Annotated in this window: 23 protein-coding genes; all 23 read left to right on the plus strand. The window is 60.3% G+C overall.

Annotation, left to right across the window (positions count from 1 at the left end; genetic code table 11):
- Window positions 1–4 precede the first annotated feature (4 nt).
- The 23 genes from ONB25_01955 (at window position 5) to ONB25_02065 (ending at window position 25430) form a co-directional block, all read left to right on the plus strand.
- Window positions 5–679: a 2Fe-2S iron-sulfur cluster-binding protein gene (locus ONB25_01955; protein MDZ7391654.1), complete on the plus strand. Its 675-nt coding sequence runs from the start codon at window positions 5–7 to the stop codon at window positions 677–679.
- Window positions 680–721: 42 nt separating this feature from the next.
- Window positions 722–2311, plus strand: a complete 1590-nt coding sequence (locus ONB25_01960; protein MDZ7391655.1) for an FMN-binding glutamate synthase family protein — start codon at window positions 722–724, stop codon at window positions 2309–2311.
- 252 nt (window positions 2312–2563) lie between these two features.
- A complete protein-coding gene (locus tag ONB25_01965) occupies window positions 2564–3760 on the plus strand; it encodes an aminotransferase class I/II-fold pyridoxal phosphate-dependent enzyme (GenBank protein MDZ7391656.1) in 1197 nt (398 codons plus the stop codon).
- 131 nt (window positions 3761–3891) lie between these two features.
- The gene (sppA, locus tag ONB25_01970; GenBank protein ID MDZ7391657.1) at window positions 3892–4779 is read left to right on the plus strand and encodes a signal peptide peptidase SppA; all 888 of its coding nucleotides are present in this window, start codon (window positions 3892–3894) and stop codon (window positions 4777–4779) included.
- 302 nt (window positions 4780–5081) lie between these two features.
- Entirely contained in the window at window positions 5082–5396 is a 315-nt protein-coding gene (locus tag ONB25_01975) for an HU family DNA-binding protein (protein MDZ7391658.1), read from the plus strand.
- 348 nt (window positions 5397–5744) lie between these two features.
- Window positions 5745–7043 carry an exodeoxyribonuclease VII large subunit gene (xseA, locus tag ONB25_01980; protein MDZ7391659.1) on the plus strand — a complete coding sequence of 433 codons (1299 nt, stop codon included), beginning with the start codon at window positions 5745–5747 and terminating at the stop codon, window positions 7041–7043.
- A gap of 7 nt (window positions 7044–7050) precedes the next feature.
- On the plus strand, window positions 7051–7266 hold the full coding sequence (gene xseB / locus ONB25_01985; GenBank protein ID MDZ7391660.1) for an exodeoxyribonuclease VII small subunit: 216 nt from the start codon (window positions 7051–7053) through the stop codon (window positions 7264–7266).
- A 20-nt stretch (window positions 7267–7286) separates the two neighbouring features.
- Window positions 7287–9221 (plus strand): 1-deoxy-D-xylulose-5-phosphate synthase, encoded by a 1935-nt coding sequence (gene dxs / locus ONB25_01990; protein ID MDZ7391661.1) that lies wholly within the window; start codon window positions 7287–7289, stop codon window positions 9219–9221.
- Between the two features lie 15 nt (window positions 9222–9236).
- Window positions 9237–10106 carry an NAD(+)/NADH kinase gene (locus ONB25_01995; protein MDZ7391662.1) on the plus strand — a complete coding sequence of 290 codons (870 nt, stop codon included), beginning with the start codon at window positions 9237–9239 and terminating at the stop codon, window positions 10104–10106.
- An 87-nt stretch (window positions 10107–10193) separates the two neighbouring features.
- Entirely contained in the window at window positions 10194–12797 is a 2604-nt protein-coding gene (mutS, locus tag ONB25_02000; protein ID MDZ7391663.1) for a DNA mismatch repair protein MutS, read from the plus strand.
- Between the two features lie 114 nt (window positions 12798–12911).
- Window positions 12912–13952: a PorV/PorQ family protein gene (locus ONB25_02005; protein MDZ7391664.1), complete on the plus strand. Its 1041-nt coding sequence runs from the start codon at window positions 12912–12914 to the stop codon at window positions 13950–13952.
- Window positions 13953–14157: 205 nt separating this feature from the next.
- Complete coding sequence (locus ONB25_02010) at window positions 14158–15036, plus strand: YicC family protein (GenBank protein ID MDZ7391665.1); 879 nt, start codon at window positions 14158–14160, stop codon at window positions 15034–15036.
- Window positions 15037–15050: 14 nt separating this feature from the next.
- Window positions 15051–15329: a DUF370 domain-containing protein gene (locus ONB25_02015; protein ID MDZ7391666.1), complete on the plus strand. Its 279-nt coding sequence runs from the start codon at window positions 15051–15053 to the stop codon at window positions 15327–15329.
- On the plus strand, window positions 15310–15957 hold the full coding sequence (gmk, locus tag ONB25_02020) for a guanylate kinase (protein MDZ7391667.1): 648 nt from the start codon (window positions 15310–15312) through the stop codon (window positions 15955–15957). Before ONB25_02015 ends, gmk begins: the two co-directional genes overlap by 20 nt.
- On the plus strand, window positions 15957–16289 hold the full coding sequence (gene rpoZ, locus ONB25_02025) for a DNA-directed RNA polymerase subunit omega (protein ID MDZ7391668.1): 333 nt from the start codon (window positions 15957–15959) through the stop codon (window positions 16287–16289). Before gmk ends, rpoZ begins: the two co-directional genes overlap by 1 nt.
- A 6-nt stretch (window positions 16290–16295) precedes the next feature.
- Entirely contained in the window at window positions 16296–17516 is a 1221-nt protein-coding gene (gene coaBC / locus ONB25_02030; GenBank protein ID MDZ7391669.1) for a bifunctional phosphopantothenoylcysteine decarboxylase/phosphopantothenate--cysteine ligase CoaBC, read from the plus strand.
- A gap of 12 nt (window positions 17517–17528) precedes the next feature.
- On the plus strand, window positions 17529–18227 hold the full coding sequence (locus ONB25_02035; GenBank protein MDZ7391670.1) for a uracil-DNA glycosylase: 699 nt from the start codon (window positions 17529–17531) through the stop codon (window positions 18225–18227).
- A gap of 32 nt (window positions 18228–18259) precedes the next feature.
- Window positions 18260–19654, plus strand: coding sequence for a replicative DNA helicase (dnaB, locus tag ONB25_02040; protein MDZ7391671.1), 1395 nt, complete (start codon window positions 18260–18262; stop codon window positions 19652–19654).
- A 27-nt stretch (window positions 19655–19681) separates the two neighbouring features.
- Complete coding sequence (locus tag ONB25_02045) at window positions 19682–21862, plus strand: bifunctional (p)ppGpp synthetase/guanosine-3',5'-bis(diphosphate) 3'-pyrophosphohydrolase (GenBank protein ID MDZ7391672.1); 2181 nt, start codon at window positions 19682–19684, stop codon at window positions 21860–21862.
- A gap of 65 nt (window positions 21863–21927) precedes the next feature.
- A complete protein-coding gene (locus ONB25_02050) occupies window positions 21928–22266 on the plus strand; it encodes an integration host factor subunit beta (GenBank protein ID MDZ7391673.1) in 339 nt (112 codons plus the stop codon).
- A 14-nt stretch (window positions 22267–22280) separates the two neighbouring features.
- The gene (gene ruvX / locus ONB25_02055) at window positions 22281–22703 is read left to right on the plus strand and encodes a Holliday junction resolvase RuvX (GenBank protein ID MDZ7391674.1); all 423 of its coding nucleotides are present in this window, start codon (window positions 22281–22283) and stop codon (window positions 22701–22703) included.
- A 97-nt stretch (window positions 22704–22800) separates the two neighbouring features.
- The gene (lnt, locus tag ONB25_02060; protein ID MDZ7391675.1) at window positions 22801–24396 is read left to right on the plus strand and encodes an apolipoprotein N-acyltransferase; all 1596 of its coding nucleotides are present in this window, start codon (window positions 22801–22803) and stop codon (window positions 24394–24396) included.
- Window positions 24393–25430, plus strand: a complete 1038-nt coding sequence (locus ONB25_02065) for a hypothetical protein (protein MDZ7391676.1) — start codon at window positions 24393–24395, stop codon at window positions 25428–25430. Before lnt ends, ONB25_02065 begins: the two co-directional genes overlap by 4 nt.
- Window positions 25431–25434: the final 4 nt, after the last annotated feature.

The raw sequence follows: 25434 nt of genomic DNA on the forward strand, positions 1-25434 counted from the left end.
GCCGATGATCAATCTCACCATCAACGGGTTGCCGGTGCAAGTGGAGGAAGGAACCACGCTCTTGGAGGCTGCCAAGTTCCTTGGATTTCCCATTCCCACGCTCTGTTACATGGAGGGCCTCTCGCCCTACGGCGCGTGCCGCCTTTGCGTGGTGGAGATCGGCGAAGGTGCCCAGGCGAAGTTGGTCACCTCCTGCACCTATCCGGCGCAGGAAGGGCTTAAGGTGCGCACAGCCTCTTCGCGCGTGGTGCGCGCGCGCAAGATGATCCTCGAGCTGCTGCTCGCATCCTGTCCGCAGTCAAAGGTGATCCAAGACCTGGCCTCCAAATATGAGGTGCGGCAGCAGCGCTTCAAACAGGAGTATGAAGACTGCATTCTCTGCGGGCTATGCGTGCGCATGTGTGCCGAGCAGATGGCAGGCAAGGCCATCGGTTTTCGCGGGCGCGGCCAACGGCGCAGCATTGGCACACCTTTCGACATCCGTTCCGAGGAGTGTCGGCTATGCGGGGGATGCATCTACGTCTGTCCGGCATGTCAGCTCCGTTGTACGTACGCCGAGCCGGAGAAGGCTATTTGCGGTGGGTGCGCCAACCTCAGCCCACCGTGCGTGGAGAAGGAGCAGTTCGATGACATGATGTGCTACATGGACCCCTGTGTGGCATGCGAGATCGTCAAGTAGACCAGCAGCGAGCGCGAAGCGTCAAAAACAGGAGTAGCAGGTATGGCAAACACTCTTTCCCGGATAAACTCGTCGGCGGCAACGCTGACGAAGAACCGCACCGAAGGCTCCATCACTCCCTCGTCGGGGATGTGCGTCACCTGCGTGGACGGCTGCATTGGCATGTGCGAAATCGGCAAGTCGGCCTACCGAGGGCATGAGGTCATCTATCCCCAGCCGTTCGGGGTCATCACCACTGCCGCCGAAAAGACCTATCCAGTGGACTATGGGCATTTCAACATCATGGGTACGGCGGTTGGGGCACACGGCATCGAGGCCGATAGCGACAAGGCGATCTTCCCCAACGTCGACTTGGAGGTGAGAATTGGCCATGACCAGGGGATCAAGTTCCGCTATCCGTGGATAATACCCGGCATTGGCTCCACCAACGTGGCAAAGAACAACTGGGAAGGGCTGGCCATCGGTTCGGCGCTGGCAGGCACTGGCCTCACCATCGGGGAGAATGTGGTGGGAATGGACATGGAGGCCACCTTCAAGAACGGGCGCGTCGTGGACACCGTCGACTTGAAACGCCGGGTGGAGCTCTACAGAGAGTTCCAGCGGGATGGCTACGGGGCGATTATTGTCCAGGCCAATGTGGAAGATACCCGCCTTGGCGTACATGAGTACGCGGTGGAAAAACTTGGCGTCCAGTGTGTGGAGATGAAGTGGGGACAAGGGGCTAAGGATATTGGCGGAGAGGTTAAGATACGTGAGCTGAAGAAGGCCCAGACATTGCGCGATCGCGGCTATGTGGTGCTGCCCGACCCGCATGATCCGGACGTTATTCGGGCTTTCGAGCGGGGCGCCTTCAAGGAGTTCGAGCGCCACTCCCGCGTGGGCATGGTGGACGAGGAGGCATTTGCGCAAAGGGTTGAGGAGCTGCGCAAGGCCGGAGCCAAGTATATCTTCCTCAAAACCGGGGCCTACCGCCCGGCTGACCTGGCGCGCGCCATTGCCTACTCGTCAAAATACAAGATCGACCTCCTCACGGTGGACGCTGCGGGTGGTGGCACGGGCATGAGTCCCTGGCGGATGATGAACGAGTGGGGTGTGCCGCCGGTGGAGTTGCACTCGCTCCTCTACTTCTACGCCAAGCGTCTGGCCGAAGAGGGCAGGTATGTGCCGGCACTGGCAGTCGCCGGCGGGTTTACTTTCGAAGATCAGATCTTCAAAGCGCTGGCCCTGGGCGCGCCGTACTTCAAGCTGGTGGGGATGGCGCGTGCCCCCATTGCCGCGGCAATGGTGGGCAAGACCATAGGGCGGGCTATCGAGGACGGACAACTGCCGGTGTATGTGGAGCGGTTCGGCACGACCATCGATGAGATTTTTGTCACCGCCAGTTCTTTGCGGAAGGAGCTGGGCAAGGAGACATTCGAAAAGGTGCCCACTGGCGCGCTGGGTCTTTACACCTACTACGAACGCCTGGCCCAAGGGCTGCGGCAACTGATGTGCGGCAGTCGCAAGTTCACGCTGGCGCATATCAGTCGCGACGACATCGCCGCCCTCACACCCGAGGCAGCGCGCATCAGCGGCATCACCTACATCACCGACGTGGACAAAGAGGAAGTCGAGAAGATCTTGGCTAGCTGACGTCCCCTAATCGTTAGCGGAGGAGGGCCGGTGGAGCGCCTGCGGCGCGGCATCGGCCCTTTCTCTTTTGTCGTCGCCGGGGAGTCTCTTTCGGTCAGAGGTTGCACTTGTTGATAATCCGGGTCGGCACGCGGACCCCGCCTCCGCGCGGCGCACTCCGACAAAGAGGTTGACTTTTTGCGCCAGTCGGCGTATATTTGCCACGGCAAAATGTAACCCAAGTCGTGAGATGGACTATGCGGGAGGCGATGCATGAAGCCTGAGGAGATGCGCAAGCTTAGTTTCGCTACGTTGTGCGTCCATGGTTCAGGGGGTGTAGATCGCTTGACCGGCGCTGTGTCTATTCCCATCTATCAGAGCTCAACATTTGCTTTCCCCAGCGCGCGGGCAGGAGCGGAGATATTCGCCGGGCAGCGTGAGGGGTACATCTATACACGCATCGGTAATCCTACGGTGGATGCCTTCGAGCGGGAGATGGCCTTCTTGGAGGGCGGCGAGGCGGCTTGCGCAACAGCTTCGGGTATGGCCGCTACCACGACCGCTGTGCTGACCGCCGTGCGCACCGGGGAGAACATTGTCGCCTCCGATACCCTCTACGGTGGCACGCATCAGCTCTTCCGCGAAACCATGAAACGGCTGGGCATCGAGGTGCGCGACGTGGAGGCCAGCCAGCTGGCCAACATCGAGGCGGCTATGGATGAGAACACGCGGGTGGTCTTCATCGAGACGCCCAGCAATCCGACCCTCAAGCTCATTGATATCGCCGGAGCCGCGGCTATTGCCCACCGGCACGGCGCACTGCTGATGGTGGACAATACCTTCGCTACCCCGTACTTCCAGCGGCCGCTGTCGTTGGGCGCAGACATCGTCATTCACAGCGCGACCAAGTACATCGGCGGTCATGGCGACACGATTGGCGGGGTGATCGTAGGCCCCGCCGATTTCATCAAGCAAGCCAAGGGTCAGGTGTTGCGCGACCTGGGCGGGTGTCTGAGCCCATTCAACGCCTGGCTTTTTGTGCGTGGTCTGAAGACTTTGCCGGTGCGCATGGAAAGGCACCAATTCAACGCCATGCGTATCGCTCACTATCTGAGCTTTCATCCCAAGGTGGCGCGGGTGTGGTATCCAGGCTTGCGTATCCATCCACAGCATGAGCTGGCGCGCAAGCAGATGACTGGCTTCGGCGGCATGGTGTCCTTTGAGCTAAAAGGGGGCCGGGCCGCTGGTGAGAAGCTCATGGACTCGGTGAAGTTGATGACCTTGGCGGTAAGTCTGGGCGACTGCGACACGCTCATCGAGCACCCGGCCAGCATGACCCATTCCACCTACAGCGAGGAGGAGCTGTTGGCGTGCGGTATCACTCCCGGCCTGGTGCGTCTCTCTGTGGGCATCGAAGCAGTGGAAGACCTGATCAACGATCTGTCTCAAGCCCTGCGAAAAATCAAGTGACCGCAAGCGCTAACCATTTTTCCTTTGATATTTAGGGGCTTTTTTAGTATACTTAAAGTTGGCCCTGTCGGCCACGTCCGTTGACAGACGATGGCTGCTGGCTGCAGAGCAGCAGCGAGTGTGAGGGTGATATGTCGAAGCGAGCTGTTGTGCTCATTGTGTTGGCCGTCGTGGTGCTGGGGGGTGCCTCGCTGATGGTCCTCTCTCTTTTGAGCCTGCGGGCCTCAGGTGAAGCGGGCATGGGATTCCCGGCTTTTGGTCCCAAAGTGGCACTCGTGGAGCTCACCGGCACGATCGTGGACGCCCGGCCGGTGGTGCGCCAACTGAAGCAGTTCCGTCAGGACGGCTCAGTGCGGGCCATCGTTTTGCGCATCGAGAGTCCTGGGGGCGGGGTTGCCGCCTCCCAAGAAATCCACGACGAGGTGCGGAAGACCAGAGAATCGGGCAAGGTCATCGTTGCCTCCATGGGGTCGGTGGCAGCCTCGGGCGGATACTATGTAGCGGTGCCGGCCACGCGCATCATGGCCAACCCAGGCACTACCACCGGCAGCATCGGCGTGGTAGCAGAGCTACCCAACATTCGCCGGCTTTTGGACAAGTTAGGTATCGACTTTACCGTGATCAAGAGCGGGAAGTTCAAGGACACTGGCTCGCCTTACCGTGGCCTGACCGAGGCCGAAAGAGCCTACTTGCAACAATGGGTGGACGATGCTTTCGCGCAGTTTGTGGACGCGGTCGCTGAGGGGCGCCGCATGGAGCGCGCACGGGTGCTGGAACTGGCAGATGGACGCGTGTTCACAGGTCTACAGGCTCTACGCAGCGGATTAGTGGACACACTGGGTACCTTTGAGGATGCAATCCGGCTGGCCGCTGATCTTGCCGGGATCAAAGGCGAGCCACGTCTTGTGCGGCAAGAACGGCGCGGCCTGCGCCTGATTGACCTCTTGTTCCAGAATGTCCGCCAGCTCATTGAGGCCGTGGACCGCTCCCCGCGCCTGAGCTACAAAATGGTGTTCTGAGCGCGAGAGGCACTATGCCGATCTATGAATTCAAGTGTGCCCAGTGCGGGGTTACGTTCGAGGAACTCATCCGCGGAGGCAACGATGCGGCAACTCCACCTTGTCCGCAGTGTGGGAGCCTTCGCACGGAGCGTATCTTTTCAGTGTTTGGCTTTTCTGGGACGAGCCGGCCATCTTCCGGCTCTGCGAAGGCTTCTTGTGGTGGCTGCTCATCCAGGCACTGTTCCACCTGCAGGTGATGGAGAGGGGTGCTTGACTGGAAGGCTGGAGCGGCTGGGCGAACAAAAGGCGGGCAACGTGAAATGACCAAAGACCAGCTCGTCGACAAGCTCGCCGAGGGCACGGGGCTGATGAAGCTGGAAGTTGCCGCGGTGATTGATGGCTTCATCGCCGTAGTCTCTTCGGCACTACGACAAGGGGAGAGCGTTACGCTGCGGGGTTTTGGGACGTTTCTCCCGGTGGAACGCAAAGCGCGCAAGGCGCGTAACCCGGTTACCAAAAATCTGGTGTACATTCCGGCGCGGAGGGCACCATACTTCCGTCCCGCCCAGGAGCTGCGCAAAGCGGTGGCAGACGCGCCTGGCAGCGGAGCGGGTGGCCGGACCTTCGAAGATTGAGACCAAACCTTACCGCACCTTCTGCGCCGGTGCGACAATATGGACGAAGGAGGTGAGCAAGATTGCCCAGTGGCAAGAAGCGCAAGCGACACAAGATTGCAACTCATAAGCGCAAGAAGCGGCTGCGCAAAAATAGGCATAAGAAGAAACTCCGCTAAGCTCGAGGGGGGAGCTACCGAGACAGTGACATTGGTGAGCGAACAGACGGCAAGAGGGCGGTGGCGTCTATGGTCGCCCCAGGCGGAAGGGATAAGGGCCGAGACAGAGGCTTGGCCCTTATTTGCCTTTGTCCGGAGCGCGCCGGCGGCCGCCGTGGCCCCGGTCTTCTGATTCCTGAGGAGAGCGCAGGTGGCAGTGGAAGAGTTCCCGGAGCTGACTCCAGAGATGGGCACCAGCGAAGCCCATATCTACACGGTCTCGGAGCTCACCCGGGAGATCAAAGTTCTCTTGGAGACCACCATCCCTGTGGTGTGGGTAGAGGGCGAGATCTCCAACTTCAAGCTCCATTCCTCAGGGCATATGTACTTCTCGTTGAAGGACGAGAACGCGCAGATCGCCGCGGTCATGTGGCGGGGCCGCAACATGGGGCTCCGCTTCATTCCCGAGGACGGGATGAAGGTCCTGGTGCAGGGCAAGGTCACCGTTTACGAGAAGCGGGGCAACTACCAGCTGGACGTGCTGCGGCTGCAGCCGGCCGGGGTAGGGGAATTGCAGCTTGCCTTCGAGCAGTTAAAGAACCGTTTGCGCCAAGAGGGGTTGTTCGCTGAGGAGCGCAAACGCCCAATTCCGCGCTACCCGGAGCGTGTGGGTATTGTGACCAGTGCCACTGGGGCGGCGCTGCAGGACATCCTGAACATCACCAGGAGGCGCCTGCCAGGGATTGAGCTCATTTTGCGGCCGGCCTTGGTCCAAGGTGAGGGAGCCGCAGAGGATATTGCCAATGCGATTGCCGAGCTCAACGAATACGGGCAAGTTGATGTAATCATCGTTGGCCGCGGCGGCGGTTCCTTGGAGGACTTGTGGGCGTTCAACGAAGAGGTGGTGGCACGCGCCATCTATGCATCCCGCATCCCTGTGGTCTCGGCCGTGGGGCACGAGGTGGATTTTACCATCGCCGATTTTGTGGCGGACCTTCGTGCGCCTACGCCGTCTGCTGCGGCCGAACTGGTCGTCCCTGACCGCCAGCAGCTGCACCAGACGGTGCAGGCCCATCTGACCCGGGCCTATCAGGCTCTGTGTCGGCAGCTCAGTGCCGCGAAGGAGCGACTCAACGCCGTGCGCGCCAGCTATGGTTTTCGCAGGCCCGAGGACATCGTTCACCAGTATCAGCAACGTCTGGACGACCTGACCCGCATGTTGACTGCGGCCACATCTCATGCCGTGGAGTTGGCCAGCCAACGCCACCAGAGCTTGGCCAGCCGCCTTGCCGCGCTGGGTCCGCAGGCGGTTTTGGCCCGCGGATACTCCATCTGCTTCCGCATAGACAGCGGCGAGGTAGTACGAACTGCCACGCAGGTGGCCGCGGGCGAGGCAGTGGGCGTACAACTGGCCCATGGGCGGTTAACGACTGAGGTGAGCGAAGTGGTGCCAAATGCGCCCCTGAGCGAGCTCTCCGCACTCCGAAGGGCGCGCGAGCAACAAGGGTGAGGAACGCATGCCAGAGAAAAGGACGTTTGAGAGCGCCATGCGGCGCCTGGAAGAGATTGTGCAGATCTTGGAGCGGGGCGAGAGCACCTTGGAGGAATCGTTGCGCTTGTTCGAGGAGGGGACTGAATTGGCAAAGTTTTGCCAAGCCCGGCTCAACGAAGCGGAAGCCAAATTGAAGGTCCTTGTCAAGAAGGACGACGGTTTCCAGCTGGAGTTGGTGTGAACCGGGGCGGGCCGTAGACCATGGAACAACGGCAAGCAACATACCCTCTCTTGGACCGGATCAACTCCCCTGCCGACCTGCGCAACCTGGACATTCCCGAGCTCTGCCAGCTCGCAAAGGAGCTGCGCGAGTTCATCGTCTCCACCGTGAGCTGCACTGGCGGTCACCTGGCGCCGAGCTTGGGTGTGGTGGAGCTTACCCTGGCATTGCACTATGTCTTCGATACCCCGCGCGACAAGATCATCTGGGACGTGGGACATCAGTCCTACCCGCACAAGATTCTCACGGGCCGAAGGGAGCAGTTCGCCACGCTCCGGCAATGGGGCGGCATCAGCGGTTTCCCCAGGCGGGAGGAGAGCCCGTACGACGTCTTTGGCACCGGGCACGCCAGTACCTCGATTTCCGCAGCGTTGGGGATCGCCTGCGCGCGCGATTTGGCCAAGGAAGACTACGCCGTGGTGGCGGTGATTGGGGATGGCTCGATGAGCGGGGGCCTGGCCTTCGAAGGGCTGAACAATGCGGGTGCCCTGAAGCGCGACCTGCTGGTCATCCTCAATGATAACCGCATGTCCATCTCCCGCAATGTGGGGGCCTTGGCGGAATACTTGACGCAGCTCATCACCGCACCGGCTTACAACGTGCTTAAGCGCGACATCTGGGAGCTTACCGGAAAGCTCTCCCATCTGGGTGGGCATATCCGCACCGCGGTGCGCCGACTGGAAGAGGGTCTCAAGGCACTGGTGGTGCCGGGCCTCCTTTTTGAGCGCCTCGGGTTCCGTTATTTTGGGCCGATCGACGGGCACAATCTCGCCCTTCTCGTGCGAGTACTGAACGAGGTGCGCCGCTTGAAAGGACCCATTTTCTTGCATGTGCTCACCACCAAGGGGAAAGGCTACGAGCCTGCGGAAAAAGACGCCCCCCGGTTCCACGGACTGGGGCCTTTCAAGATCCACACCGGCGAAACCGCGGCGCCGCACAAGAACCGCACGTACACCGAGGTGTTTGGCGAAACCATGGTAGAGATCGCCGCCAAGCGCCCGAAGGTGGTCGGTATTACGGCGGCCATGGAGTTGGGCACAGGTCTTTGGCGGCTCCATGAGGCCTTCCCAGACCGCTTTTTCGACGTGGGTATTGCAGAAGCTCACGCCGTCACTTTCGCCGGTGGATTGGCCACACAAGGGCTCAAGCCGGTGGTGGCCATCTATTCCACATTCTTGCAGCGAGCGTATGACCAGATAATCCACGACATTGCCCTGCAGAAATTGCCGGTGGTCTTTGCCCTTGACCGGGGTGGGCTGGTGGGAGACGATGGCCCGACGCACCACGGTTCCTTTGACCTCTCCTACTTGCGCAGCGTGCCGAACCTGGTCGTTGCGGCGCCAAAAGACGAGAACGAGCTAAGGCGCCTGCTCTGGACTGCGGTCGACTACGATGGCCCCATTGCCCTGCGTTACCCACGGGGTGAAGGCGTGGGGGTGCCGATGGACAGTGACCCTGCGCTGGTGCCCATCGGCACCAGCGAGTGCCTGCGCAGCGGGCAGGACATCGCATTTCTCGCCCTCGGACCGTTGGTCTATCGCTGTCTGGAAGTCGCAGAGCGGCTAGCAAAGCAGGGCATTGATTGTACGGTCATTAACGCACGTTTCCTTAAGCCGCTGGATGAGCTTATGCTCCGCCAGGTGGCTGAACGCCATCAGCTCCTGGTCACGGCAGAGGACAACACGGTGGTGGGAGGGTTTGGCAGCGCAGTGGGCGAGTGGCTTGCAGACCACGGCTTCGGCCACGTCCGCTTGCTACGCCTGGGTCTGCCCGATCAGTTCGTACCCCATGGCACCCTGAAGGAGCTCCACGCCCACGTCGGGCTCGACGTGGAAGGAATCGGCAAAGCAACGCTGCGGGCATGGAAAGAGACGATGCACCTGGTCCATAGTCCGGCCGCCCGGGCAGTGAGCTGAGAGCGAGGTGAGGCAGTGAAGCTGGGCATCGTCGCCAACACCACCAAGCCGATGGTGCGCGAGGTCGTCCCCCGCCTGGTGCGTTGGCTGGGCAAGCACCACACCCCTTTCCTATTGGCAGACGACATCCGGCAGGTCGTGGACGTGAGCGTACCGGCCTCAAGTTGGGCCGCGGTGGAAGAGCTGGGGCGAAGAAGCGACGTGGTAATCGCCTTGGGTGGGGACGGTACCTTTCTTTCCGTGGCCAGGACGGTGGGGCACCTGGGGGTACCGATCCTGGGCGTCAACCTTGGTGGCCTGGGCTTCCTCGCCGAGGTGCGCATCGAAGAACTCTTCCCATGCCTGGAGGACGTGCTCAGCGGGCAGTACGACGTGATCGAACGGATGTTGTTGCGCGCCACCGTGAGTGACGAGCCCGGTCACGTATTTCACGCGCTCAATGATGTGGTCATCGACAGAGGCGGCTCGCCCCGCATCATCGCGATTCGTACCTATGTGGACGATGTCTACTTCAACACCTATGTGGCCGACGGGCTCATCATCGCCACCCCCACCGGTTCTACGGCCTACTCCTTGGCAGCCGGCGGGCCGATTGTCATCCCCACCATGCGCGTGCTCATCATCACCCCCCTCTGTCCGCATTCGCTCGGGGCTCGTCCCGTGGTCATCCCTCCGGACAGCGTGGTGCGGGTGAGCGCCAGCAGTGAGGAGGAGCGGATCAATCTCACCGCCGACGGCCAGACGGGGTGTGTGTTGCGCAGCGGCCAGGAGGTGGAGATCCGTGCCGCTGACTATCCGGTGCGTTGGATTGCTACGCGCCGCCGACGTTTCTATGAGGTCTTGAGGCTCAAGCTCCACTGGGGAGAAGAGCTGCGCCCAGTCTGAAATCCTGAGATAGTCTTCCCCATGCCTGATAGAGTCGTGTCATCTTCTTCCGCAACAGTGCCGGCGTTTGAGGGCCAAACTCCGCTGATGAAGCAGTACCTGCGCCTGAAAGCGCAGTACCGCGATGCCATCCTCTTTTTCCGCATGGGCGATTTTTACGAAATGTTCTACGACGATGCCAAAATCGCGGCCCAGGTGCTGGGTATTGCGCTGACCAGCCGGGCGCACGGCAAGGCAGCCAATGTGCCGCTGGCAGGTTTTCCTCACCACGCCTTGGAGAGCTATCTGACGAAAATGGTGAAAGCGGGGTACAAGGTGGCCATCTGCGAGCAAGTCGAAGACCCCAAGAAGGCCAAGGTGGTGGTGAAGCGGGATGTATTGGAAGTGGTCACCCCCGGCACAGTGCTCACCGATGGGCTACTAGAGACCAAGCGCAACAATTTCTTGGTGGCCGTATATCTCAAAGGTCAAACGTTTGGGCTGGCCGCTGCCGACGTGTCCACCGGTGACTTTGTTGCCGGCGAATTCCCCACGAGCCAGCTCAGGGAACAGGTGGCGCGCGCCGAACCTGCCGAGTTGTTGGTCAGCGAGGAGCAGTTGTCCTATGTTGTGGAACAACTCGGGCCCGGCCTGCAGGCCATGGTTTCAAAGTGTGAGGAATGGATTTTTCATCGCGAGTATGCCTACGAGGTCTTGACGCAACATTTCGGCACCACCTCCTTGCGGGGATTTGGCTGTGAAGACCTTGACGCAGGGGTGTCGGCAGCCGGCGCAGTAGTGCACTATCTCAAGGAGACACAAAAGAACGAGCTTAAACACCTCAACCGGCTGGCGCGCCTCAACGAAGCGGACTACCTGGGACTGGATGCGGCGACGCGGCGAAATTTGGAGCTGGTGGCGCCGATGAACCCAGGGGGGGCCAGGGCCACGCTCCTTTCGGTCCTCGATCGAACGTTGACCCCTATGGGTGGACGCATGTTGGTGCAATGGCTTCTCCGGCCCCTGACCAACAAGTCTGCCATCGAGCGTCGCCTGGACGCGGTGGAGGAGCTGGTGGCGCACGGGGAACTGCGGCAAAAGCTGCGTGACTTGTTACGTCGCGTTGGCGACCTGGAACGCTTGATGGCCAGGGTGAACACAGGCCGGGCCAACGCCCGCGACCTCAACGCCTTAATGCGCACCCTGACTCTTGTCCCGGAGCTGCGCACCACCTTGGCTCCCCTGGAAAGTGCCCAGCTGTGTCACATCCGCGATGGACTCGAGGAGCTTCGCCCGTTGGTGGAGGAGCTGAAGCGGGCCTTAGTGGATGACCCACCGCTTCTCCTCACCGAGGGGGGGATCATCCGCGCCGGTTACAGCAAAGAGCTGGACGAGCTGCGCGCCATCGCCTTTTCCGGCAAGGATTGGATTGCCAAACTCCAGACGCGCGAGCGCGAGCGCACGGGCATCCCCTCCCTCAAGGTGAACTACAACAAGGTGTTCGGATACTACATCGAGGTCACCAAGCCACATCTCTCCAAAGTGCCCCCAGACTATGTGCGCAAGCAAACCACCGTTGGGGCGGAGCGGTTTATTACTCCTGAGCTAAAGGAGTACGAGGAGAAAGTCCTCGGGGCGGAAGAGAAAATTGCGGTGTTAGAGTACGAGCTGTTTGATCAGCTCCGCAAGCGCACAGCCCTCCAGACCGAAGTCGTGCAACTCGACGCCAGACTCATTGCTGAACTGGACTGCCTGGTTAGCCTTGCGGAGGTGGCGGTCAACAACCGCTACGTCCGCCCAGAAATCAACGAGTCCACCGCCATTCGGCTCAAGGACAGTCGGCACCCGGTGATCGAGCGACTGCTGCCCGCAGGGCAGGCCTTTGTCCCGAACGACCTGTTTATCGACAGTTCCAGCGACCAGATTCTGATCATCACCGGGCCAAACATGGCGGGCAAGTCCACCTACCTGCGGCAGGTAGGTCTCATTGTGATCATGGCGCAGATGGGCAGCTTTGTGCCGGCCGCGGAGGCTCACATCGGCATTGTGGACAAGATCTTCACCCGCGTCGGCGCCTCCGACAACCTGGCAGGAGGGGAAAGCACCTTCTTGACGGAAATGAACGAGACGGCGAACATATTGAACAACGCCACACCTCGCAGCCTCATTTTGCTGGACGAAATCGGGCGTGGTACCAGCACCTTTGACGGGCTGTCAATCGCGTGGGCGGTAGCGGAGTTTCTCCACAATACCCCCCGGCTGGCCGCGAAGACGATGTTTGCCACGCATTACCACGAACTTACAGAGCTGGCGCTGATTTTACCTCGGGTGAAGAACTACAACGTTGCCGTCAAAGAGTGGGGCGACAGAATCGTGTTCCTGCGCAAGATTGTTGAAGGGGGATGTGACCACAGCTACGGCATCCACGTGGCGCAGCTGGCAGGCTTGCCCAAGGAGGTTATCGACCGGGCGAAGGAGATTCTAGCCAACTTGGAGGCCGAGGCCCTGACCCCCACCGAGGAGCCCAAGATTGCGCTGCGGCGACCGTCTTCCGAGGAGAGGGCACAGCAGCTGCAGTTGGACATCTTTGCCGCCCAGGAACGACAGCTGGCGGAAGAACTCCGCAACATCGACGTGAATAACCTCACGCCGCTCCAGGCTTTGAACAAACTCTTCGAGTTGAAGAAGAAGGTTGATGGCGAAAAGCCGTAACGGCTTGTTTCTTTTTGGCCACGATCACGAAAGGCCTTGATTTTCGCCGGCGCCTTTTGTAGATTGCATCAGGGTCAGCGTGCGAACAGTAGGGTTTTTGCCACTGAGGTATTGGTGTTAGCGCAGAACATGGCAAAAGTGGTCGTGACCATCCTTCTGCTGGCGCAAGCGGTGTTGGCCGGCCAGTGGAGGGTGGGCAAGTACGCAGGCGAGTTCATGAGTGTGGGCGTGGGGGCCCGCGCCCTGGGCATGGGAGGGGCGCACGTGGCCGTGGCCAAGGACGTGACAGCTGGCTATTGGAACCCGGCCGGCTTGGCATGGGTGACCTTCCCCCAGCTGGCAGCCATGCACGCGGAGCGCTTTGCCGGCGTAGTCAACTATGACTATGTCGGAGCGGCCCTCCCTCTGGGCCATGCGCTGGCGGTTGGCCTCACCATCACCCGCACAGCCGTAGATGACATCCCCATCACCACGCGACTGCGCAACCCGGAGCTGGCCCTTGGCGAGCTGTACACGGAAAACGGCGTGGTGGTGCGCAACACGCCTTATATCGAGAAGTATGTCACCGACGCCGAGTGGGTGTGGGCCGTGTCGGTGGCGCGAGCACGCTCCAGCTCCATCTCCTACGGCGCGACGGCCAAAGTAGTGCATAAGGGCGTGGGTTCATTTGCTGCCTGGGGGGTGGGATTCGACCTGGGCGCGCGGTGGAATCCGATCGAGCATCTGGTCATTGGAGGCGTGGTGCAGGATGTGACCACCACGGTGTTGGTGTGGGACTCAACGGGTACGCGGGAGTTTGTCTTGCCCACCGCCAAGTGGGGCCTGGCCTACCCGTTGTCTGTTCGCTGGCTCCGCGGGACCATCACCCCGGCGGTGGATGTGGACATCAAGTTCGAGGGGAGGAAGAGCGCCGCGCAGATGAGTCTAGGGCAAGCAAGCGCTGACTGGCATTTTGGGATAGAGTATGCATTCCGCCAGGCGGTGGCCCTGCGCGCCGGCAGCGACGTGGGCCGTCTTACCTTCGGCCTTGGAGTAAGGTTACCCCAGCTGGATGTCGACTATGCCTACCTGAGCCATGACCAGCTCGGTGCCACGCATCGCATCTCTCTTCAGCTTACCATCCAGAAAGAAAAGTTTGGGCGGCGAGAAAAATGATGTGCCTGACCAGGTGGGTTAGCGCACACGCTATGCGGCCATCAGCCGGGAAGTGGAGGCGCGTGGCTTAATATCTTGAAAACATTAGCCCAAACAGAAGATTTCGGTTGACAAAGAGCTGAAAAATTGCTATAATCAACGTCCCGTGCACCGAAAGCAGCCTGGGCGCGTGGGGGGAGTTCTCTGTGGACATCCGAGGGATACCATGATTGCCAGCATGACGGGCTTCGGCACGGCGGTGTGGAGCGAGGATGGCATCGAGGCCACTACCGAGGTGCGTGCCTTCAACAATCGCTTTCTGGACGTCTCCGTGCACCTGCCGCGGTTTTTGGCCAACCGTGACCAGGAGGTCAAAGAGATCGTCCGGCGTCATGTTACGCGTGGACGCGTGAATGTGTCCGTTGCCGTCAAGATGGAGAACAACTCTGCTCTTGGTCTCAAGGTCGACCTGGACATGGCGCAGGCTTACAAGCATCTCCTGGAGGAGCTGAACGAGAAACTGCAGCTCCAGGACCGTGTGCGTCTGGATCATCTGGTTGGCCTGCCCGATATCTTCGGCGTGGAGAGCGACCAGGAGCGTGCGGAGAAGGCATGGGCGGTGGCGGAGCGGGCTCTGGGCATGGCCCTGGAGCAAATGATCGCCATGCGCGCCCAGGAAGGGGCCGAACTCCGTCGGGACCTCGAGAAGAGGATTGCCCTGCTGGAGGAGAAGGTCGGCCGCATCGAAGCCCTGTCCCAAGAGCGGGCAGGCGAGTTGATGCACCGTTTCCGCGCCCGAGTTCAGGCCCTCGCGCAGGATGTGTCGGTGGATGAGAACCGCCTTGCGCAGGAGGTGGCCATTCTGGCGGACCGTATGGACGTGACCGAGGAGTGCGTCCGCTTTCACAGCCATACCAAGCTCTTCCTGGCCTCGATGGACGGGGATGAGCCCCCAGGCCGGCGGCTGAACTTCTTGCTGCAAGAAATGCAGCGCGAGGCCAATACCATCGGAGCCAAGGCGGCCGATGCGGACATCTCTCACCTGGTGGTAGAGCTCAAGGACGAAGTGGAGAAGATCCGCGAACAGGTCCAGAACATAGAGTGAGGAGATCCGCGGCGATGGTAATGGTCGGCATTGGGCACGGCAACTACGTAGCTGCCGACAAGATTGTGGCTGTGGTCGTGGCCAACTCCAAGCCCATTCGGCAGATGATCCGCGAGGCGCGGGAACAAGGGCGACTGGTGGATGCCACCGCGGGCAAGCGCACGCGTACCGTGCTGGTCATGAGCAGCAACCAGGTGGTTTTGTCGGCGAACGTGCCGCGCACTATTTTGCAACGCCTAGCGAAGCCCTTGCCCGCCATGGCGCAGGAGAGCGATGAAGCGGCCCTCGGTTGACACGCGCGGGTTGTTGGTGGTGATCTCCTCCCCTTCGGGCGGGGGAAAGACGGCGGTGGTCCAGGGCCTGCTGCAACGTGACCCCGAGAGGTTCGTGTATGCAGTCACCGCAACTACTCGCCCGCCGCGACCAGGCGAACAACACGGGGTTCACTACTACTTCGTGAGCCCGGCCGAGTTTGCGCAGATGAGGGACGGCGGCGAGCTGGTGGAGTGGGCTGAAGTCCATGGCTTCTTGTATGGCACCCCTCGTCGGTCCATTGAGGAACCGCTCCGCCAGGGCAAAGCGGTCTTGATGGCCATCGATGTGAAGGGTGGGCAGGCAGTGCGGCACCTGTTTCCGGACCGTTCGCTGCTCATCTTTATCAAGCCGCCGTCTATGCGGGTGCTGCGCGAGAGGCTGATGAAGCGGAGCACCGAAGGGGCCGCAGAGATCGCCAAGCGACTGGAGCGGGTGGCCATGGAGATGGCTGCCTCGCGAAACTATGACTATGTGGTGGTTAATAGAGACCTGGAAAGAACGGTTGCGCGCGTGGCAAAGCTGGTTGCAGGCGCCCAGCGCGCGCACGTGACAAGGAAAGGACAAGCGCCACACACTGTGGAAGCCAGTAAGGAGGCTGAGGACTGATGCTGTACCAGATTGCGTTGGAAGACATCGAAAAGCACGCGGAGAGTGTCTACGAGGCGGTGGTCATCATCGCCAAGCGCGCCAGACAGATCAACGACGAGCAGAAGCAGCTGGTGGAGAGGGAAATGCGGGAATTGATGGCGGACACCAAGGACGATCTCCTTGACGACGACCAGCCGCGTGAACCAATCCACAGACCCTTCATGCGGCTGCCGAGGCCGACCACCCAGGCCCTGCAGGAGTTCCTGGAGGGCAAACTGCGCTACACCTACGTCGAGCGTGAGGAGGAGAAGCCAGCAGAGGGTGCAGCGGAGGCACGCGAGGAAGAGTAAGCAGGTATGCTATTCCAGGGCAGAAAAGTGCTGGTCGGCGTCACGGGCGGCATCGCGGCATACAAAAGCTGTGAGCTTGTCCGGGCCCTGAAACGGGAAGGCGCCGAGGTACGCGTGGTGATGACCAAGGCCGCATGTCAGTTCGTCACCCCGCTGACCTTCGAGACGCTCAGTGAGAACACGGTGCTGACGGAACTCTTTCCGGCAGCCGGAAAGGGGGGCACCATTCACATCGAGGCGGCGCGCTGGCCAGAGGTGGTGGTGATCGCCCCGGCCACTGCCAATTGCGTGGCAAAAGTGGCAGCGGGAGTGGCCGACGACCTCCTGACTACCATGGTCGCAGCCACGACTGCACCTGTTGTCTTCTGCCCGGCGATGAACAAGGAAATGTACGCCAAGGCGGTGTTCCGCCAGAATGTGGAACAGCTGAAGCGCCTTGGGTACCTCTTTGTGGATGCAGAAGCAGGGGACCTTGCCTGCGGCGAAGAGGGATGGGGGCGTCTTGCGGACAAGGAGCGCATCCTTGACGCAGTCAAGTCGGTCCTGCTCGGCTCAAAGGAGTTAGCGGGCCACCGCATTGTCGTAACCGCGGGGCGCACCGAAGAGGACATAGACCCGGTGCGTTTTGTCACCAATCGTTCCTCCGGTAAGATGGGCTTTGCTCTTGCCGAGGTGGCCGCGCTCATGGGAGCGGAGGTGCACTTGATCACCGGCCCGAGCGCAGAACGGCCATTCTCCAGTGTCACTTGCGAAAGTGTGCGGACCTCCGCCCAGATGGCTGAGGCAGTGCGGGCGGCAATTGCGGAGGCGGACGTGCTCATCATGGCTGCCGCCGTGGCGGACTTTCGGCCCAAGCATGTGAGTCCCCACAAACTGAAAAAGGGCCTGGAGCGTGTGGCCCTGGAGCTGGAACGGACTGAAGACATCCTTGCCAGCATTGGTCGGCACAAGGAACGGCGGCTTCTGGTGGGTTTCGCAGTGGAGACAGAAAATGAACTGGAAAACGCCACTGCGAAGTTGAGTGCAAAGAATCTCGACATGATTGTGCTCAACAACCCGATGGAGGAAGGTGCCGGCTTTGGCACCGACACTAACAAGGTAACCCTCATCAAGCGGGATGGGACAGTGCTGCGCCTGCCGTTGATGTCCAAGCGCGAGGTTGCACGGGTAATCTTGGGGCACGTGGTCGAGCTCTTGGCGAAGAGGGGGGATGCCAGCAGCTTGTAGGGCGAAGAGGCCATGGGAGGCATTGACGAGACAGATCGTGAGCTTGTGGAGCGCTTCTTGCGGCAGCACGCCGAGCTGTACGGGCCAGAGGTGTTTGTGCCTGCCCGTGCGCAAGCTCCTGCAGTGCCTACAGCCGATCCGCTCCGAGCTTACTACGAGGAGATTCGCCACTGCCGGAAGTGCCCTTTGGCGGAGAGACGCACGCACTTTGTGTTTGGCGTCGGGAATCCTCACGCGCGCGTCATGCTCATCGGCGAAGCCCCTGGAGCCGACGAAGACCGGCTGGGTGAGCCATTTGTGGGCCGGGCAGGACAACTCTTGACCCGTCTGCTCAGAGAAAGCGGTTTTGCGCGCGAGGAGGTCTACATCGCAAATATCCTCAAGTGCCGGCCTCCTGAGAACCGCGACCCGCTCCCCACAGAAATCGCCCTCTGCTTTCCCTACTTGCGAAAGCAGATCGAGCTCATTGCCCCGGACTTTATCGTTGCTCTTGGGCGCATTGCGGCGCACACCTTGCTGAATACCACCACACCGCTGAACAAACTGCGGGGGGTGGTGCACGGGTGCGCAGGCGCGCGCTTGATCGTCACATACCACCCGGCGGCGATTCTCCGTGCACCCCAATTTGAGGAGCCTGCGCGCCAAGACCTGCGGATGCTCCGGATGCTTTACGAGCAAAAGTACGGCAGCGCCAGTTCGGCAAAGGCATGAAGATGTTTATCGGAATGAGGGCATGAAACCATATGGCACGTGAACGGACTTCCGCCCAAAGCAGGCCCCTCCCGGAAGCGGGCGAGCGTGTGCCCCCTCAAAGTTTAGAAGCAGAGATGGCCGTCCTGGGTGCGATTCTGTTGCAGGAAGAAGCGCTTGGGAAGGCTATAGAACTCCTGGACGAGCAGGCATTCTACAGGCTTGCCCATCGCAAGATCTTCAGTGCCGCCCTCGCGCTGCACCAACGCAACGAGCCGGTGGACATCGTCACCTTGAGCAATGAGCTGGCAAAGCGCAAGGAGCTCGACGAGGTGGGGGGCTCCTACTACCTCACGGAGTTGGTGGAACGCGTCCCCTCGGCGGCCAACGTCGAGTACCACGCCAGGATCGTATTGGAAAAGGCCTTGCGGCGCAGACTCATCGAAGTGGCCAACGAGATAAGCACTCAGGCCTATGAGGGCGAGGAGCAGGCGTATGAGCTGATCGACCAGGCGGAGCAGAAGATTTTCCGGCTCGCAGAGCGGCGCCTCCGCAGGGGGTTCGAGAGCATCGACCGCATCATGCACGAGACTTTTGACGTAGTTGAGCAGTTTCACCGGCGGCACGGAGGGGTCACCGGTGTACCCACGGGGTTCACCCGCCTCGATGAGCTGACCGCCGGACTGCAGAACTCCGAGCTCATCATCATTGCCGGGCGCCCTTCCATGGGCAAGACAGCCTTTGCCTTGAACATAGCCCACCACGCGGCGATCAACGCCGGGGTCACGGTGGGCATCTTCAGCCTGGAAATGGCCAGACACCAGCTTGCCTTGCGCATGCTTTGCACAGCCGCCCGCGTCGATCAGCACCTGGTGCGCACTGGGCGACTGGCTGACGAAGATTGGCCGCGCCTGAGCCTGGCAGTGGGCCACCTGGCCGAGGCCCCCATTTTTATTGACGATACGCCAGCCATCAGCGTGCTGGAAATTCGCGCCAAGGCCCGTCGCCTGAAGGCTCAATACAATCTGGGCCTGCTCATTATCGACTATCTGCAGTTGGTGCGGGGACCAAGCCAGGCGGAGAACCGCCAGCAAGAGATCTCTATGATCACCCAGTCGCTGAAGGCGCTGGCCAAGGAGTTGAATATCCCGGTGGTGGCCCTGTCGCAACTGTCTCGTGCTGTGGAGACGCGCGCCGGCGACCGCCGTCCTATCCTTTCCGATCTGCGTGAATCGGGCGCCATCGAACAAGATGCCGATGTGGTGCTGTTTCTCTATCGGCCAGAGGTGTACAGGGCGCCTGAGCAAGAAGGGACGGCAGAAGTCATCATTGGCAAGCAGCGAAGCGGTCCTACCGGAACCGTCAACCTCACCTTTGTCAAGGAGTACGTAATGTTTGCCAACCCAGCGGCGGAGGTGGGGTTAGTGCCGCCAGAAGAAGTGTTCTGACACGCACGAGGATGGGCTGAACCAATCGTGGAAGAGAAGTACCGAAAAGCGTGCGACGCCCTCATCCGCCGGGTGCGACGGTACAATCCCAAGGCCGATACCGACCTCATCGACCGCGCATGCCAGTTTAGCTATCGCGCGCACAAAGACCAACTGCGCAAATCCGGTCGCCCCTACTTTGAGCACGCGCTGGCCGTGGCAGAGATTCTGGTGGATCTCAGGCTCGACCCGGACACCATCGCCGCTGGATTCCTGCACGATGTGGCCGAGGACACCGGCACCACGCTGGAGGAGGTAGAGAAAGAGTTTGGCCCCACCATTGCCGGGCTGGTGGACGGGGTGACGAAGATCGGCGGCCTGGGCTTCGACACCTTCGAGGAGCGGCAGGCGGAAGACTTTCGCAAGATGATTTTCTCCATGATTAAGGACGTACGGGTGATCCTGATCAAATTCGCCGACCGCCTGCACAACATGCGCACGTTGCAGTACCTTCCCGAAAAGAGGCGGGAGCAGGTTGCCCGGGAAACCCGAGACATCTATGCGCCATTGGCTCACCGATTGGGCGTAGCGAAGATCCGCTGGGAGCTGGAGGACCTGGCGCTAAAGTATCTTGATCCTCAGGCCTATGAGGAACTGAGCAGGCTTGTGCGTGAAGGTCGTGCTGAGCGCGAGCGATACATCCAAAGGGTAGCTCGCCCGATTCGGAAGGCGCTCAAAGACGCAGGTATACGCGCTACCATCACCGGCCGGCCGAAACACTTTTACAGCATCTACAACAAAATTCATAAGCGAGGCGTGCCTTTTGAACAAATCTACGACTTGTTCGCTATCCGCATCATCGTCGACCGGGTTGAAGAGTGTTACGGCGCCTTGGGCATTGTGCACAGCCTGTTTACGCCTGTACACGATCGTTTCAAAGACTATATCGCTATCCCCAAGTCCAACCGCTATCAATCGCTGCATACCACCGTCGTCGGGCCGGACGGACGCATGGTGGAGATTCAGATCCGCACCCGGGAAATGCACCGGATTGCAGAGGACGGCATTGCCGCGCACTGGAAGTACAAAGAGGGCAAGGTCAAGGAGGATGAGCTCGACAAGTATCTGACCTTTCTGCGCCAATTCCTCGATTGGGAAGCGGAGACGCACGAACCGGCCGATTTCTTAGAGAATCTGCAGATCGACCTCTACCGAGACGAGGTGTTTGTCTTCACGCCAAAAGGCGACCTGCACAAACTTCCTGTGGGTTCCACGCCGGTGGACTTTGCTTTTGACGTGCACACCGACATCGGCCTGCACTGCATCGCCGCCAAGGTCAATGGGAGGATCGTTCCTCTGGACTACCAGCTGCGGAGCGGGGACACAGTAGAGATCATCACCTCTCCCGCGCAACGGCCAAACCCGGACTGGATCAAGTTCGTGCGCACCACCAAAGCTCGCAACCGCATCAAACGGTGGGTCCGGGAATCTCTGTTCGAAAGCAGTGTCCGTATCGGTGAGGACTTGCTGCGTGAGGCGTTGAACAAGCATCACATTAGTCGCGATCGGGTGGACCTGCCCGGACTGGCGCAAAGCTATGGTTTTTCTGACGAGCAGAAGCTCTACGCCGCCATCGGGCAGGGCGACATACAAGTGGACAACGTCATCCGCAAACTTCTGCCTGCCGAACCAAAGCCGGAAGAGCCCTCGGACCAATCCCTGCTGCAGCGCTTCTTGCAGCGGGCGCGCGGCTCGGCAAAGGGGGTGCGCGTGCAGGGGGTGGATAATGTGCTCATCGAGTTTGCCAAGTGTTGTCAGCCGGTGCCTGGCGATCACATCTGGGGCTTTGTCACGCGGGGCCGGGGCGTGGTAATCCACAGAACCGATTGCAACAACGTGCTCAAACTCATGGAAGAGCCGGAGCGGCACGTGCAGGTGGAGTGGGACGTGGACCGGGACAAGTTGTTCCTGGTCAGCCTGTACGTGCTGAGTGAGGACCGCAAGGGGTTGCTGGCCGACATATCAAAAGCCATTACCGATTCCGACACCGAGATCGTGAGCGTCAACATGAAGAAGGAGGACGCTCTGGCGAGCGGGTTCATCATTGTGCAGGTACGGAACCTGCATCATCTCAATCGCATCATCAGCCGCATTAGCAAGGTACAGGGTGTGGTGAGCGTGACCCGCATGGAACCTTCCTCCCAGCAGAAGGTCGATGCCGGCAACTAAAGGAGCGCTCGCTACACCCCAGGGTTAGGATTGCAACAGTTGTTCACCAACAAGGAGACGCGTAGATGAAGAGGACCATCACCAAGAAGGACGTAGCGAAAAGGACAGCCAAGAACGTCGGGGAACGAATCTACGTAGTTGAGAAGGTAGTAGACGGCGTCTTTACCGCGCTGCGTGAGTTCATGCAGGAAGCGGACCCCGAGGTGCGCATCGAAATTCGGGACTTTGGTGTGTTTGAGGTGAAAACCACGAAGCCGAAGCCCAAAGCTCGGAACCCCAAGACCGGCGATATCATCTACGTTCCGGCACGGCGCAAGACTCACTTCAAAGCCGGCAAGCTTCTGAAGGAGGCGCTGAAAAGGCCTTTGGCCGAGCTTGAGGCCGAAGCAAAGGCCTCCAAGTGAGTGTGGCAGGCACGGTGACAGAGATCCGTATTCTGGCCGTTGACTACGGCAGGCGTCGGGTGGGTGTGGCGGTGAGTGATCCCACCGGGCATATTGCGCAGGGGTTGCCCACGCTCACCCATCGCGGCTTGGCACACGCTGCGACCCTGGTGGCACACCTGGTGCGAGAGTATCGGGCGCAGACAGTGGTCGTCGGCCTGCCGCTAAGCATGCGCGGCAGCACTACCAGCGCCACCGAAGAGGTGGAAAAGTTCATTGGCAGGCTTGCCACACTGGTCACCGTGCCCATTGTTCGTTGGGATGAGCGGCTCACCACCGTGGCTGCCCAGCGCGCCATGCAGGAGATGGGAAGCTCGCCAAGCCGCCATCGTGAACGGGTGGATCAGGTGGCCGCTACGATGCTCCTCCAGGCCTACCTGGACAGTCAAAAGCGATAACCGCTACCTGGCACCCACACAAGGACCCAATGCACCGAACACAGAGATACGCTTGCTTGCACGCCAAAGACCTTCATTCGCGACGGATGTGCGCTTCATGAGAACTAACCTTATTCTTTGCCTCTTGACAGGGATTAGCTTGACGTTGGCATTCCCACCTTTCCACGTGGGGTTTTTGGCTTACGTCTCGCTGATCCCGTTTTTCTTTCTGCTCAGAGGCAAGACCTTTGGCGAGACCTTTCGCTGGAGCTACCTCTGTGGCCTGATTGTGAGCGTGGGGACCCTGTACTGGATCAACTGGGTCACGCTCCCCGGCGGGCTTGCCGCAATCGTGGTGCTGCCGCTCTACTTCTCTATCTACGCGCTGCTTCATCATCTCGTCCACAAGCAGTGGGGCGAAATTGCCTTTGTGACTATCCCCTTTCTTTGGACTGGGGTGGAGTTTCTCCGCTCGCTGGGAGAAATCGCATTTCCCTGGACGCTGCTGGCCTATACCCAGACGCGCTACCTGAAGCTCATCCAGTTTGCCAATATCACGAGCGCTTTTGGCGTGTCATTTTGGGTGGCCACGATCAATGTGCTTCTCTACCGTGTTATCCTCACTCGGCGGAACTGGAGAGCGGCCTTAGCCTACGCAGCAAGTGCCGTACTGCTGTTTGCGCTTCCCTGGTGGTACGGCACGCGGGTAATGTCCAAGGAGAAGGCGCCGGACCGTTCTCTGCGGGTGGTGCTTGTGCAAGGGAATATCGACCCATTGCTGAAGTGGGACCGCGAACTCAAAGAGCTCAACTTTGCCACGTACGAACGTCTCACCCGAGGATCGATTTGCCACAACCCAGATTTGGTGGTATGGCCTGAAACGGCTACACCGTGCTACCTGCGCCATGAGCCTGAGGACATGGACAGGGTGCGTCGGCTCGTGGATTCCCTTGGCGTGCCGCTCCTGACCGGTTCCCCTGACTACGTCTACGATCTGGAATCTGGTTTTGCCACCTACAACTCGGCCTTCCTACTCTTGCCTGGCGAGGATGACCTCCAGCGCTATGCGAAGATGCAGTTGGTGCCATTCGGAGAACGGGTGCCGTACCAGGACGCTTTCCCTTTCTCTTTGGTGAAGAGGCTTCTGGATGCCTTGGAACTGGGGGAGGGCAATTGGTCTCCAGGCAAAGATGCGGTAGTGTTCACGATGCCTCATCGAGAGGGGGCCAGTAGGTTTTCGGTGCCGATCTGCTACGAATCGGTGTTTCCGGAACTAGTGCGCAAGTTCGTGGTGCGCGGAGCGGAGTTTTTGGTGGTGATTACCAACGACGCTTGGTTCGGTCGGCCGTCCCTTCCACGGTGGTTATGTGGAGGCATGTACCAGCACGCGGAGATCGCGGTGTTTCGGGCCATTGAAAACCGCATTGCCATCGCCCGGTGCGCGAACACTGGTGTTTCAGCGTTGATCGACCCGTACGGTCGTATTGTCCAAGCTACAGACATATTTGTCGAGGCAGTGGTGGCGGGTGAGGTGCCCCTGCGCCGAGAGGACACTTTCTATGCGCGGCACGGAAATGTGTTCACGGTAGTGGCCTCGGCAATAGGCGCGGCGGCGGCAGCAGCAGGTCCATTCGTGGGGCGGATCCGAGGTTGCCGTTCGGAGGAAGAACCTTGTGTACAGGCGCAGCCGGAGCGCCAAGGAGTGAACTCATGACCGGGCGGAGCGGCCTGCCGCTGGCTCTGCTGTGCTTCGTCGTGCTCATACGGGTGGCTTGTGTGGGAGTCGTGCCTGCTGGCGCCCAGGAAGACCGCTTTGTTACTATCAGCACCCTCAAGTGCCGTAGCCTGTCTATGGGGGGAGCGAGCGTGGCGGTGCGCGATGACCTTGGTGCGGTGAACATGAATCCGGCAGCGATCGACCTCTTCGCTACTCCGCAAACCCTGCGCTTTGCGGTTTTTTTCAATCCCGTGGCTCCTGCCGTTGCGTTTTGTCGTTCTGCCGATCTGGGCACAGCCCGCAATGAGCAGGCCATTGCCCTAGCGGCCTTTGTGAAGGCGATTGCGGTCACCCTTTCGCCCTTGGACCTGGTGGTGTCCTGGGGCGAAGAGGTCCCCGGATTCGGACCTCGGCAGCACGGCCCGGAGGCATTCCAGCTTCGTCATTTCGCTGATGTTTTTTGCAGCTCTGGGGCTGTGCGTCTCCGCCTGGCTCCTCAAGTGGCCCTCGGTGCTGGAAGCACGGTTTGGCACCTGCGGCAGCAAGGGCACAGCCTATGGCAGGCAGGGTTTTCGTACGGGGTGCTGGTGCAGCCGGACCCACGGGTGTGTGTGGGTGCCGTGTATGTTGAGCTTCCCGACTCGTTCGAGACGGCCCGGCAGCCCCTGGAACGAATCGGGGACGAGTCGCTGAACCTGGGTTTTGCCTGGCACCCATTTTCCTCCACCATGCTGAGCGCGGACCTCCGCAGTGTAGGTGAGGAAGGGAGCCCGCTCTCGCGGGAATTGCACGTGGGGTTTGAACAGATAGTGTTTGGACATCTCGCCCTGCGCGGCGGCGCATTTCGGGAAAAGGAGAGCAGGAGTCTTGTTTATTCCGCCGGGGTGGGGTTGTTCGATACCAATGCCTTTGTTTCGGCTGAAAAGCGATTGGCCCACCCGGCCTTTGCGGTGAACTACGCGCTGGTCTATCGGGCCGTTTCGCCTGGTCCAGTTCGTTGGCACTTGCTCTCCGTGCTGCTCAGACTGTGAGGAA

Source organism: candidate division KSB1 bacterium (genome assembly GCA_034506335.1).
Classification (GTDB): domain Bacteria; phylum Zhuqueibacterota; class Zhuqueibacteria; order JANLFK01; family Oleimicrobiaceae; genus Oleimicrobium.

Excerpts from the sequence above, each read along its gene's own strand:
- ONB25_01955 (MDZ7391654.1), top strand. The coding sequence starts at position 5 with ATGATCAATCTCACCATCAACGGGTTGCCGGTGCAAGTGGAGGAAGGA.
- ONB25_01960 (MDZ7391655.1), top strand. The coding sequence starts at position 722 with ATGGCAAACACTCTTTCCCGGATAAACTCGTCGGCGGCAACGCTGACG.
- ONB25_01965 (MDZ7391656.1), top strand. The coding sequence starts at position 2,564 with ATGAAGCCTGAGGAGATGCGCAAGCTTAGTTTCGCTACGTTGTGCGTC.
- sppA (MDZ7391657.1), top strand. The coding sequence starts at position 3,892 with ATGTCGAAGCGAGCTGTTGTGCTCATTGTGTTGGCCGTCGTGGTGCTG.
- ONB25_01975 (MDZ7391658.1), top strand. The coding sequence starts at position 5,082 with ATGACCAAAGACCAGCTCGTCGACAAGCTCGCCGAGGGCACGGGGCTG.
- xseB (MDZ7391660.1), top strand. The coding sequence starts at position 7,051 with ATGCCAGAGAAAAGGACGTTTGAGAGCGCCATGCGGCGCCTGGAAGAG.
- dxs (MDZ7391661.1), top strand. The coding sequence starts at position 7,287 with ATGGAACAACGGCAAGCAACATACCCTCTCTTGGACCGGATCAACTCC.
- mutS (MDZ7391663.1), top strand. The coding sequence starts at position 10,194 with ATGAAGCAGTACCTGCGCCTGAAAGCGCAGTACCGCGATGCCATCCTC.
- ONB25_02010 (MDZ7391665.1), top strand. The coding sequence starts at position 14,158 with ATGATTGCCAGCATGACGGGCTTCGGCACGGCGGTGTGGAGCGAGGAT.
- ONB25_02015 (MDZ7391666.1), top strand. The coding sequence starts at position 15,051 with ATGGTAATGGTCGGCATTGGGCACGGCAACTACGTAGCTGCCGACAAG.
- gmk (MDZ7391667.1), top strand. The coding sequence starts at position 15,310 with ATGAAGCGGCCCTCGGTTGACACGCGCGGGTTGTTGGTGGTGATCTCC.
- rpoZ (MDZ7391668.1), top strand. The coding sequence starts at position 15,957 with ATGCTGTACCAGATTGCGTTGGAAGACATCGAAAAGCACGCGGAGAGT.
- coaBC (MDZ7391669.1), top strand. The coding sequence starts at position 16,296 with ATGCTATTCCAGGGCAGAAAAGTGCTGGTCGGCGTCACGGGCGGCATC.
- ONB25_02035 (MDZ7391670.1), top strand. The coding sequence starts at position 17,529 with ATGGGAGGCATTGACGAGACAGATCGTGAGCTTGTGGAGCGCTTCTTG.
- dnaB (MDZ7391671.1), top strand. The coding sequence starts at position 18,260 with ATGGCACGTGAACGGACTTCCGCCCAAAGCAGGCCCCTCCCGGAAGCG.
- ONB25_02050 (MDZ7391673.1), top strand. The coding sequence starts at position 21,928 with ATGAAGAGGACCATCACCAAGAAGGACGTAGCGAAAAGGACAGCCAAG.
- lnt (MDZ7391675.1), top strand. The coding sequence starts at position 22,801 with ATGAGAACTAACCTTATTCTTTGCCTCTTGACAGGGATTAGCTTGACG.
- ONB25_02065 (MDZ7391676.1), top strand. The coding sequence starts at position 24,393 with ATGACCGGGCGGAGCGGCCTGCCGCTGGCTCTGCTGTGCTTCGTCGTG.